Below are 12,884 nucleotides of genomic sequence, written 5' to 3' on the forward strand. Positions count from 1 at the left end.
GTGCCGGGGGTGTCCGGCGGGAGGGTGGCGAGCGCGGCGGGCGGCAGCAGGGTGTGCGTGATGCGCGCGGTGCGCAGGACGTCCACCAGTTCGGCGCCGAGCAGCGGGCCGGGCGGCGGTACGACGAGGGCCGCGCCGTTCGGCAGGGACATGCACAGCTCCAGTACGGAGGCGTCGAAGCTGGGCGTGGCGAAGGCCAGGACGCGGTCCGAGGCGCGGACCTGGTAGTGCGCGGCCTCGGCGGCGGCGAAGCCGGCCAGTCCGCGGTGGGTGACGACGACGCCCTTGGGGATGCCGGTGGAGCCGGAGGTGTAGATGACGTACGCCGGGTCGTCGAGGTGGAGCGGGCGGACGCGGTCGGCGTCGGTGGGCCGGTGGTCCGGAACGTCGTCCGGCGGGGCCGCGAGCAGCCCGGCGACCTCCTCGGCGGTGAGGGTGACGGCGGGGCCCGCGTCGCGCAGCATCAGCGCGACCCGCTCGGCCGGGTGGCCCGGGTCCACCGGGAGGAAGGCGGCGCCCGCCTTGGCCACGGCGAGCTGGGCGAGGACCATGTCCGCCGAGCGCGGCAGGACCAGCGCGACGACGTCGCCGGGCCCGGCCCCGCGTGCGATGAGCCGGTGCGCCAGCCGGTCGGCGCGTTCCTCCATTTCACTGAAGGTCAGCAGTGACTCCCCCGTGTCGAGGGCGGTCCGGTCGGGCCACCGGTCGGCCGCGGCCTCGATCAGCGCGGGCAGCGTCGCCGGGGTCACCGGCGGCAGCTGCGGGCGTGCGGGGCCGTGCAGCAGCCGGTGCCGTTCACCGGGCGGCAGCACGTCGACCGCGTGCAGCGGCGCCTCGCCGCCGGATGCGGCGAGGGCGGTCAGGGTGTGCGTCAGCCGGGCGGCCAGGGCGTGGGCCGTGGTCTCGTCGAAGTACCGGGAGTCGTAGCCGAGTTCCACGCTCAGCTCGTCGCCGGGCGAGATCACCACGGTGAGCGGGTAGTTGGTGGCCTCGCGGGCGTCGAGGTCCCGGACGTGCACGCCGTGCGCGCCGGCGGTGGCGTCGCCCACGGGATAGTTCTCGAAGACCAGCAGGCTGTCGAACAGGGACGTTCCGGGGGGCAGTTCGCTCCACTGGTGGAGGTCCGTCAGCGGCACGTGGTCGAAGCGCCGGTCCTCCGCGCGGGCGGCCTGGAGTTCGCGCAGCCACGTCGCGCACGGCGTGGACTCGTCCACGGTGACCCGTGCGGGCAGGGTGGTGATGAACAGGCCGGTGATCGTGTCGGCGCCCGTCAGGTCGGCGGGCCGGCCGGAGACGGTGGTGCCGAAACACACCTCCCGCTCGCCGCCGAAGCGCGCCAGCAGCAGCGCCCAGGCGCCCTGCACCAGCGTGTTGAGGGTGAGCCGGTGGCGGCGGGCGAAGTCCGTCAGCCGGGCCGTGCCGTCGGCGCCGAGCCGCCGGGACAGCCAGGTTCCCGACCGGGCGGCGGCACCCGGGGCGGGCCTGCGGTCGTACGGCAGCGGGGTGGGCGCGGCGTACCCGGCGAGGGCGGTCTTCCAGTGCTCCTCGGCGGCGGCGGTGTCCCGGCCGGCCAGCCAGGCGGCGTAGTCCGCGAAGGGCCGCCGCCGCGGCAGCCGCGGCTCGCCGCCGGCGGCGAGCGCGGCGTGCGCGGCCATCACGTCCGACAGCACGTGGAAGACGCTCCACCCGTCCAGCAGGACGTGGTGGAAGGTCCACACCACGCGCACCTCGTCGGGGCCGAGCCGGATCAGGGTGACGCGCAGCAGCGGGGGACGGTCCAGGGCGATGCCGCGGGCGCGGTCCTCGTCGAGCAGCCGTCTGAGTTCGGTCTCCCGCCGCGCCGGGTCCAGGCTGCTCCAGTCGAGTTCGGTGACGGGCAGGGTGACGTGGCGGTGCACGGTCTGGAGGGGGACCGGGACCCCGCCCAGGGCCACGGCGGTCCGCAGCACGGGCGTACGGTCCACGACGTGCTGCCAGGCGGCCGCCAGCAGCCGGGGTTCGCGCACTCCGTCCGCGACGAAGGTGATCTGCTCGGTGTACAGGCCCTCACCGGGCTCGTCCATGCCGTGCACGACCATGCCGGTCTGCGTGGGGGTGAGGGGGTAGACGTCCGTCACGTCACGCCCGTCGCCGGCGAGCCGGTCGACGGCCGTCTGGTCCAGGGCGGCCAGCGGGAAGTCGGACGGGGTGCGGCCGCCCGCGCCCGGCTCGGCGCAGTGCCGGACGATCCGCCGCAGTTCCTCCGCCGTCTCCTCGGCGAGGCGTGCGACGGTGTCGCGCCGGTGCACCTGCCGGGAGTACGACCAGGTGAACTCCAGCCGCTCGCCGGTGACCCGGCCGAGGACGTCGATGAGGTGCGGCCGGTCCGCCGAGCGGTCCATGCCGCCGGTCAGCCCGCCGTGGGGCGCCCGCAGCAGACCGCCCCCGGCCGCGTCCCAGTCCTGCTGTCCCAGGTAGTTGAAGCCCACCTGCGGCAGGCCGGGCAGCTCGCGTCCCGCCGTGGGGTGCAGGTGACGCAGCGCGCCGTAGCCCACTCCCCCGCGCGGCACGGCCCGGAGGTTCTCCTTGACCGTCTTCAGCGCGGCCCCGAGGCCGGCGTCGCGGGGCACGTCGAGGCCCACGGGGAACATGGTGGTGAACCAGCCGACGGTACGGGCGAGGTCGACGTCGTCGAAGAGGTCCTCGCGGCCGTGGCCCTCCAGCGCGACCACCACCCGGTCCTGTCCCGTCCAGCGGGCCAGGACCCGGCCGAGGGCGCACAGCAGGACGTCGTTGACGCGGGTGCGGTAGGCGTCCGGCACGTCCTTCAGGAGCCGGCGGGTGTCCTCGCCGCCCAGGCTCACCGTCACGGTCTCCTCGTCGGCGGCGGTGTTGCCGCCGGTGAGGTCGGTCGGCAGGGCGGTGGGGCGCAGGCCGCTCCAGTGCGCGATCTCGTCGTCGAAGCCGCCGTCGGCGGTGTGCGCGGCCAGGCGCCGGGCCCAGGCGCGGAAGGAGGTCGTCTTGGCCCCCAGGTCGGGCGTGGCGCCGGTGCGCAGCGCCCGGTGGGCGGCGTCCAGGTCCTCCAGGATCACGCGCCAGGACACCGCGTCGACGACCAGGTGGTGGGCGGCCAGCACCAGGACGGGCGGCCGGTGGCCGTCCGGGCGGCACAGGGCGGCCTTGAGCAGCGGCCCCTGTGCCAGGTCGAACCCGGAGCACAGGTCCGCGGCCACGGCGGCCGGCTCCTTCGGCGTGTCGTGCACCTCGAGGTACGGCGCGGCGCCGGGCGGGGTGCCGTGCTGGCGCCACCGTCCGTCGCCGGCCGGTGCGTAGCGCATGCGCAGCGCGTCGTGCTGTTCCAGCACCGCCGCGAGGGCGGCGCGCAGCAGCGCCTCGTCGGTGTCGGGCGCCAGCTCGAAGGAGACCGCCTGGGTGAAGCGGGCCGGGTCGCCGGTGAGGGTGTCGAACAGCCAGTGCTGTACGGGCGTGAGGGGGGCGTCCCCGACGACCGGGCCCTGTTCGGCGTCTGTCGTCGCGGCCGGGACCTCCTCGGCCGCCGTGGCCAGTTCGGCGACCGTCTGGTGCTGGAAGAGGTGCCGGGGCGTCAGCGCGAGTCCGGCCCGGCGGGCGGCGGAGACGATCCGGATGCCGAGGATGGAGTCGCCGCCGAGCGCGAAGTAGTTGTCCGTCGCGCCCACGTCGGCCACGCCCAGTACCTCGGACCAGATCGCGGCGAGCGTCCGCTCGGTGGCGGTGCGCGGCGGCCGGGTGCCCTCCGTGGTGGCGGCGGCCGACCACACCGGTTCGGGCAGGGCCCGCCGGTCCAGTTTGCCGGTGGCGCCCAGCGGCAGCCGCTCCAGCGGTACCACGGCCGCCGGGACCAGGTGGTCGGGCAGCGTCCGGGCGAGGAAGGCACGCAGGTCGGCCGGTGCCGGGGCGTCGCCGCCGCGGGGCACGGCGTAGCCCACGAGGCGCTTGTGGCCGTCGTGCTCCACGACCCGGGCGGCGGCCGCGGCCACCCGCGGGTGCCGGGCCAGCGCGGCCTCCACCTCGCCGAGCTCGATACGGAAGCCGCGCACCTTCACCTGGTCGTCGGTCCGGCCGAGGTACAGCAGGTCGCCGTCGGCCGTCCAGCGGACCAGGTCGCCGGTGCGGTACATGCGGCCGCCGGGCGGGCCGAAGGGGTCGGCGAGGAAGCGGGACGCGGTCAGGCCCGGCCGGTTCAGGTAGCCGCGGGCCACGCCGGTCCCGGCGAGGTACAGCTCGCCGGGCGCCCCGACGGGCACGGGGCGCAGCCGTGCGTCGAGGACGTAGGCGCGGGCGCCGCCGACGGGCCGGCCGATGGGCGGGTCCCGGTCGGGGTCCGCCGGGTCGCAGGTGAAGGCGGTGGCGTAGACGGTGGCCTCGGTGGGGCCGTAGATGTTCATGACCCGGCAGCCGGGGACCGCCTCCCTCACCTGGCGGACGGCGCGGGCGGGCAGCGCCTCGCCGGCCAGGACGACGGTGTCGGCCGTGACGTGCACGGTGTCCTCGGCCAGTAGGCGGTCCAGGGCGGAGGGGACGGCGCTGAGCAGTCCGGCACGCCACGGCCCGGGCCGTTCGGCGAGGGCCAGCAGGTCGCGGACGACCTCGACACGGCCGCCCGCCAGCAGCGGCGAGAGGATCTCGAACACCGACACGTCGAAGGTGAGCGACGTGGAGGCCACCACGTGGGAGAGCCCGCGGCCGGTGAACTCGGCGGCGGCCCAGTCGGCCAGCGCCGCCACCGAGGCGTGGGGGACGACGACGCCCTTGGGCCGGCCGGTGGAGCCGGAGGTGTGGATGACGTAGGCGGGGTGGTCCGGCAGCAGCCTGCCACGCCGTTCGCCGTCGCCGACGGGGGCGGCGGACGCGGCGGCCAGGCGCCCGGCGCAGGCCGGGTCGTCCAGGGCGATCCGCGTGTACGGGCCGTCCGGCAGCCGCGCGGAGGTCTCCGCGCAGGTGATCACCGCGTCGGGCCGCACGTCCTCGAAGAGGAACGCGATGCGCTCCGCCGGATGGCCGGGGTCGACCGGGAGGTAGGCGGCGCCGCTCTTGAGGACCGCGAGGAGCGCCACGATCAGGTCGGCGGTGCGGGGCAGGGCCAGCGCGACGAACCGCTCCGGTCCGGCCCCGGCGTCGATCAGGAGGCGGGCCAGCCGGTTGGCGCGCTCGTCGAGCTGCCGGTACGTCAGGTGCTCGGCGCCGGCGGTCACGGCCGGGGCGTCGGGGGTGCGGGCGGCCTGGGCCGCGAAGGCGTCCGGGAGGGTGCGGTGCGGCGGCCTCGCCACCGGTCCCGCGAGCCGGTCCAGCAGGCGGCGTCCGTCGTCCGGTTCGAGCGCCGGCAGGTCGGCCAGGCGGCGGTCGGCGCCGTCGGCGATCCGCGTCAGCAGGGTGCGCAGGCTCGCGCCGATCCCTTCGACGGTGGCGGTGTCGAAGGCCGCCGGGTCGTAGTCGAGGGACACCGTCACGTCGTCGCCGGGGGCGACGACCACGCTGAGCGGGTAGTTGGTCGGCTCCAGGTCGCGTTCCTGCTCGACGGCGAGCCCGTGCCGGGCCAGGGCGCCCTCGTCGAACGGGTAGTTCTCGAAGACGACGATGCTGTCGAACAGGTTGGTGCCGCCGGGCACCTCGCTCCAGGTCTGCAGCTGGGCGAGGGAGACGAAGTCGTGGCGCCGGGCCTCCGACTGGGCGGCCTGCACCTCGCGCAGCCACTGAAGCAGGGGGCGGCTGCCGTCGATCCGCAGCCGGGTGGGCAGGGTGTTGATGAACAGGCCCACCATGGAGGTCACGCCGGGCAGTTCGGCCGGGCGGCCGGACACGGTCGTGCCGAAGACGACGTCCACGCCGCCGCCGTAGTGGTGCAGCAGCAGCCCCCAGGCGCCCTGGAGCACCGTGTTGACCGTCAGCCCGGCCCGCTGCGCGGTCTCCTTCAGCCGCGCCGACACCTCCCGCCCGAGGGCCACCCGGACCGTTCCCGACGAGGACGTGCGGTGGGCCCCGGCGGGGCGCCGGTCGCGCGGCAGTGCGGTGGGGACGGCGAACCCGGCGAGGGTCTCGCGCCAGTGACGCTCCGCACGGCCGGTGTCCTGGGCTGCCAGCCACCGCAGGTAGTCGGCGAAGGGCGCCCGGTCGGGCACCCGTGGGCGGTGTCCGGCGGTCAGGGCCGCGTACCGCTCGCACACCTCGTCGAACACCTGGGCCGCGCTCCAGCCGTCGAGCAGGACGTGGTGGAACGTCCACACCATGCGCACCCGGTCCGGTGCCAGGCGGATCAGCGCGAGCCGCATGAGCGGGGCCGCGCCGAGGTCGATCCCGGCCCGCCGGTCCGCCTCCAGCAGCGACTCCATGTCCCGCGCGCACCGCTCGGCGGGCCGCCCGGACCAGTCGTGGTGGGTGACGGGCACGACGGCCCGCCGCTCCACCACCTGGAGGGGTTCGGCGGTCTCCTGCCACACCAGGCGGGTGCGCAGGATCGGGTTCGCGTCCGCCGTGCGCTGCCACGCCTCGGCGAGCGCGTGCGGGTCGGTGACGCCGCGCAGCACCATCTGCACCTGGTTCACGTAGGTACGGGCCCGGGGGTCCATGAGGCTGTGGAACAGCATGCCCGCCTGCATCGGCGTCAGCGGGTACACGTCCTCGACCGTGCGTCCGTCTCCCACGAGCCGGTCGACGGCGGCCTGGTCGAGCCGGGCCAGCGGGAAGTCCGAGGGCGTGCGGCCGCCGGCGTCCGGGGCGGCGCAGTGCGCGACGATCTCCTCCAGTGACCGCAGCATGCCCTCGGCGAGCGAGGCGACCGTCTCCTCGCGGTGGCGTCCGCCGCTGTAGTGCCAGGTGATCTCCAGCTCGTCGCCCTCCACGCGGGCCACCACGTCCAGCAGGTGCGCGCGCGGCGCCCCGGGGTCCTCGGCGCCGCCCAGGCCGCCGGGAACGGCCTTCACCAGCGTGCCGCCGTCGGCCGACCAGTCGAACCGGCCCAGGTAGTTGAAGCTGATGCCGGGCAGCGGTGCGGCGGCGAGCCGCTCGTCGCCCGCCAGGTGGCGCAGGGCGCCGTAGCCGACGCCCCGGTCGGGTACGGCCCGCAGCTGTTCCTTCACGGACTTCAGTGCGGCGCCCCAGTCCCCCTCGGGCAGTTCGAGGGCGACCGGGAAGAGGCTGGTGAACCAGCCGACCGTGCGGGACAGGTCGAGGTCGTCGAAGAGCTGGTCCTCGCGGCCGTGTCCCTCCAGCCCCACGGCGACGGTGGTGCGGCCGGTCCAGTCGGCCAGCACGCGGCCGAGGGCGGTCAGCAGGACGTCGTCGATGCGGGTGCGGTAGACACCGGGGACCCTGCGCAGGAGGTCGTAGGTCCGCCGGCGGTCGAGGCGTACGGTCACCGCGCGCAGGTCGGCGACGGTGTTGCCGCCGTCGAGGTCCACCGGCAGCGGGTCGGCGCAGTGCCGTGACACGGTCTCCCAGTGGGCGCGCTGGGCGGCGGAATCCCCCTCGCAGGTGCGCCGGGTGAGCCGCCGCACCCATTCCCGCACGGACGTGGTGCGCCGCGGGAGCCGTATTCGCTCGCCGGCCAGGGCCTGCCGGTAGGCGGTCTCCAGGTCCTCCAGCAGGACGCGCCAGGAGACGCCGTCGACGATCAGGTGGTGGGCGGTCAGCAGCAGGCGTGCGGCCCGGTCCCGGCCGGTGAACAATCGGGCGGCGATCAGCGGGCCGGTGTCCAGTCGGAAGCCGGTGTGCGCCTCGTGCGAGAAGCGGGCCTCGGCCTCCTCGGCGGCCTCCGCGTCGAGACCGCCCAGGTCGTGGACCCGCAGCAGCCGAGGGCCCTCCGTGTCCGGGGCGGCGTACTCCTGGTGCCAGGTCCCGTCCGCGGCGCGGGTGAAGCGGGCGCGCAGGACGTCGTGGTGGGTCCACAGCGCGGCCAGGGCGGCGCTCAGCGCGCCGGCGTCCACGTCCTGGGCCGTCTCGACGACCACGGACTGGTTGAAGTACTCCGGGCGCGGCGGTTCGGCGTCGAGGAACCAGCGCTGGATGGGGGTGAGCCCGACCTCGCCGGTCACCGGACCGGTGCCCGCGACGGCCTGGGCGGCGCCGGTCGCGGCGGTGGCCAGGGCGGCGAGCGTGGGGTGCCGGAACAGGTCCCTCGGGGTCAGCGCGAGCCCCGCGGTGCGGGCGCGGGAGACGACCTGGATGCTGACGATCGAGTCGCCGCCCAGCATGAAGAAGTTGTCGTCGACGCCGACCTGTTCCACGCCGAGGAGTTCGGCCCAGACACCGGCGAGCACCCGCTCGGCCTCGGTGCGCGGTGCGCGGTAGGCGGTGTCGGCCGCCACCGACGGGTCGGGGTCGGGCAGGCGTCGCCGGTCGACCTTGCCGTTCGCGGTCAGGGGCAGCTCCGCCACGGTGACGAACGCGGCCGGGACCATGTAGTCGGGCAGTTCGCCGGACAGGCGGTCGCGCAGCTCGGCCGCCGGCGGCACCGTCGCGTCGGGGGCGGGGACCAGGTGGGCGACCAGGCGTGTGCGGCCCGCGTGCCGCGACACCGACACCACCGCCTCGGCGATCGCCGGGTGCGCGGTGAGCCGGGCCTCGATCTCGGCGGGTTCGACGCGGAAGCCGCGGATCTTGATCTGGTCGTCGGCGCGTCCCACGAAGTGCAGTTCGCCGTCGGCGCTCCAGCGCACGATGTCGCCGGTGCGGTACATCCGTCCGCCGGGCGGGCCGAACGGGTCGGCCAGGTAGCGGGCCGCCGTCGCGCCGGGGCGGCCGGCGTAGCCACGGGCGAGTCCGGCGCCCGCGAGGTACAACTCGCCCGGAACACCGGGCGGTTGCGGCTGGAGCGCGCTGTCCAGGACGTAGACGCGGGTGTCGTCCAGGGGGCGGCCGATGGGCAGGGTCGCGGGCAGCGCGTCACCGGCGCCGAAGACCCGCCGGGTGGCGAAGGTGGTGGTCTCGGTCGGGCCGTACACGTCGACGACGGTGAGGTCCGGGCAGGCGTCCAGCACGCGCCGTACGGCGGAGCCGGGCACGGCCTCGCCGCCGGTCCACACCTCGCGCGCGCCGGTCAGGCACGCGAGGTCCTCCTGGGCGAGGAGGCGGAACAGGCCCACCGTCAGGAACAGGCAGCTCACTCCCTGTTCGGTGATCGCGTGGCGCACGGCGGCGGCTTCCAGGTCCCCCGGCGGGGCGAGCACGGCCGTGCCGCCGCGCAGCAGCGGCACCCACAGCTCGTAGGTGGAGGCGTCGAAGGCGTGCGGGGAGTGCACGAGGACCCGGTCGTGGGCGGCGAAGGCACGGTCGAGGGCGAGCGCCGCGACGTCCCGCTGCCGCACCGCCACGCCCTTGGGGTTGCCGGTGGAGCCGGACGTGAACATGAGGTACTGGACGTTGTCCGGGTGCACGCGCGGCACGGCCGTGGGTTCCGGGGCCGCGGCGGCGGGTTCCGGGGCCGCGGCGGCGGTGTCGTCCGGCCGCAGCACGCGGCCCTCCGGGAGCAGGGCCGCGGCCGTCTCCTCCCAGGCCCCGTCCGTGAGCAGCAGGCCGGCGCCGGCTTCACCGAGCATCGTGCGCAGCCGCTCCCGCGGCGCCCTGCCGTCGAGCGGGACGTACACGCCGCCGAGGCGGGCGAGGGCGACCTGGGTGACGACGAGGTCCACCGAGCGGTCCATCAGGACGCCGACGGGGACCTCGGGGCGGACCCCGAGCGCGGCCAGTCGGCCGGCCAGTGCCGCGGCCCGGTCGTCGAGTTCGCGGTAGGTGAGCCGCTCGTCGCCGGCCAGCAGCGCGACGGCGTCGGGGGTGCGCCGCACCTGCGCGGCGAACAGGTCCGCGGCGGTCGCCGCGGGGGCGTGGGTGGCGGTGTCGTTCCACGCGTGGAGCACCTGCTCGCGCCGGGCGGCCGTCAGCAGGGGCAGGCGGGCGGGCGCGCTGCGCGGTGCGGCGGCGAAGCCCTCCAGCAGGACGGTGAGGTACTCGGCCATCCGCTCGACGGTGGCGGCGTCGAAGAGGTCCGGGTCGTAACCGAGGCGCAGGGCGAGTTCCGTGCCGGGGTAGGCGACCAGGCTGAGCGGGTAGTTGGTGGTCTCGATGCCGTCCAGGCCGGTGAGCCGCAGCCCGTGCGCGGCGGCGAGACCGTCGTCGACCGGGTAGTTCTCGAACACCACGATGCTGTCGAACAGGGCGGCGCGTTCGGGCAGTTCGGTGAACGCCTTCATCCGGTGCAGCGGTACGTGGTCGTGGCGGCGGTCCTCGCTCTGCTCCTGCTGGAGCCGGCCCAGCCAGGTGAGCAGCGTCCCGTCCCGTGGCACGGTCACGCGGGTGGGCAGGGTCGCGATGAACAGGCCGGTCATGGCGTCGGCCCCGGGCAGCTCGGGCGGCCGTCCGGAGACGGTGGTGCCGAAGACCACCTCGTCGCGGGCCGCCTGGCGGCTCAGCAGCAGCGCCCAGGCGCCCTGCACGAGGGTGTTCATGGTCAGGCCCGCTCTCCTGGCCAGGCCCTCCAGGGCCCGGGTGGTGTCCCCGGGCACCGTGACGCGCACCGCCCGCGTCGACTCCGCGCGGTGGCTCTCGCGGGGTTCGCGGTCGAAGGGCAGCGCGGTGGCCTCGCTCAGCCCGTTCAGGCGGGTCCGCCAGTGCCGTTCGGCCCCGGCCCGGTCGGCGCGGCCCTGCAGCCAGGCGACGTAGTCGCGGAAGGGGCGGCGGTCGGGCAGCGGGACGTCCGCGGCGCCCACCAGGCCGGCGTGGCACGCGAAGACGTCGGAGAGGACCTGGAACAGGCTCCAGCCGTCCAGGATCAGGTGGTCGAAGGACCACACGACACGGACCGCGCGGTCGGAGACCCGGGCCAGCACCAGGCGCTGGAGCGGTGCGCGCGTCAGGTCGACACCGCGGGCGCGGTCACGGTCGAGCAGGTCGCGCAGCCGCTCGTCCCGCTCGGCGTCGGACAGGCCGCGCCAGTCCAGGTGCTCCACCGGCACGGCTGCTGCGCGCTGCACCACGAGGAGCGGCTCGGGTACGTCCTGCCACACCACGCGGGCGCGCAGCACCGGCGTGCGGTCCGTGACCCGCTGCCAGGCGTCCGCCAGCACGGCCGGGTCCGACACGCCGTCCAGGACGAACGTCAGCTGCTGGAAGTACACGCCGCGGTCGTCCTGCGAGAGCCGGTGGAAGAGCATGCCGGCCTGGGTGGGCGTGAGGGGGTGGACGTCCTCCACGCCGGCGGGGTCCCCGCCCGCGATCCGGTCGACCTGCGTCTGATCGAGCCGGGCCAGCGGGAAGTCCGAGGGGGTGCGTCCGGCGGCGCCGGGCCGGGCCGCGTGGCGGGCGAGGCCGGCCAGCGCGTCGGCGAACCGTCCGGCGAGGTCCGCGACGGTGTCCCGCCGGTGCAGCTGGTCCGAGTAGAACCAGGTGAACTCCAGGCTGTCGCCGTCCAGCCGCCCCACGACCTCCAGGGCGTGCGGGCGCGACGCCGAGGGGTCGGCGTCCAGCTCCAGCGGACGCAGCAGCCCGCCGTACAGCCCCTCGGAGGTCCCGGAGAGCCCGAAGCGGCCCAGGTAGTTGAAGCTGATCTGCGCGGTGGTCGCCGGGAGCGGTGCGCCGTCGCGGCCCGGCAGGGCCAGGACGCCGTGGCCGAGGCCGTGCCGGGGCACCGCGCGCAGCTGCTCCTTGACCTGCTTGAGCACGGCGTCCCAGTGCGCCTCGGGTGGGACGGCGAGGGCGACGGGGTGGCGGGTGGTGAACCAGCCGACGGTGCGGCTGGTGTCGACGTCGGCGAACAGGTCCTCGCGGCCGTGGCCTTCGACGTCCACCAGCACCCGGTCGTGACCGGTCCAGCCGCACAGCACCCGGCCGAGGGCGGCGAGCAGGACGTCGTTGGCCCGGGTGCGGTAGGTCTCGGGCAGGGTGCGCAGGAGCACTTCGGTGTCCTCGGGTCCGAGGCGTACCGTCACCGAGCGCTGTGAGGCGTAGGTGTTGGCGCCCGTCCGGTCCGCGGGCAGGGCGGCCCGGGCGCCTTCGGTCGCCCGCGTCCAGTAGGCCTTCTCGTCGTCGAAGCCGCCGGCGGCGGCGTGCGCGGCGAGGCGCTCGGCCCAGTGCCGCAGCGGGGACGACTTCCGGGGCAGCGCCGCCGCTCCGTCCCGGCCGGCGCGGCGGGCGCGGCGGGCGCGGTAAGCCCGGTCGAGGTCCTCAAGGAGCAGCCGCCAGGAGACTCCGTCGACGACGAGGTGGTGGACGGCCAGGTGCAGCGCGTGCGGCCGTCCGGGGCCCCGGTCGTGCAGTACGGCACGCAGCAGCGGGCCGTGGCGCAGGTCGTGGGGGCCGAGGTGCGGGGTGCCGGTGTCCGGACCGGTGTGGCGCGCGAGGCGGCAGCGGGCGGCCGGGCCGTCGATCAGCCACCGTACGCCCGTCTCGTCGGCGAGGAAGCGGGAGCGCAGGGCGTCGTGGTGGGCGATCACGTCGTTGAGGGCGTCCTCGAGTGCCCTCGCGTCGACGCCGGCGTGCAGTTCCACCGAGAGGGTCTGGCCGAAGTGCCCGGCCCGCTCGGCGGCGCTGTCGAAGAGCCAGTGCTGGATGGGTGTCAGCGGCGCGGAGCCGGTCGCCTCGACGGGTGCGGACGTGGCGGCGGGCCGCCGGCTTCCCGCATCGTCGGCGCAGCGGGCCAGGGCGGCGACCGTCTGGTGCCGGTAGACGTCCCGCGAGGTGATCGTGAGGCTCGCCTGCCGGGCCCGGGCCACGACCTGGATGCTGAGGATGGAGTCGCCGCCCAGCGCGAAGAAGTTGTCGTCCGCTCCGACCCGCTCCACGTGCAGGACGTCGGCCCAGATGGCGGCGAGGGTCCGTTCGGTGGGGGTGCGGGGGGCGACGTCCTGCACGTGGAGCGGGTCGGAGCGGACGACAAC

The 12,884-nt window shown here is 75.9% G+C and carries 1 protein-coding gene; it reads right to left on the reverse strand.

Going from position 1 to position 12,884, the window contains the following annotated elements; translation table 11 throughout:
* The coding region (locus C1I97_RS18055) for a non-ribosomal peptide synthetase (RefSeq protein ID WP_258382621.1) at positions 1 to 12,857 on the reverse strand (12,857 nt) is incomplete at its 3' end.
* Positions 12,858 to 12,884 lie beyond the last annotated feature (27 nt).

Origin of the sequence: Streptomyces sp. NTH33 (genome assembly GCF_003236365.1) — a bacterium.
Classification (GTDB): Bacteria; Actinomycetota; Actinomycetes; order Streptomycetales; family Streptomycetaceae; genus Streptomyces.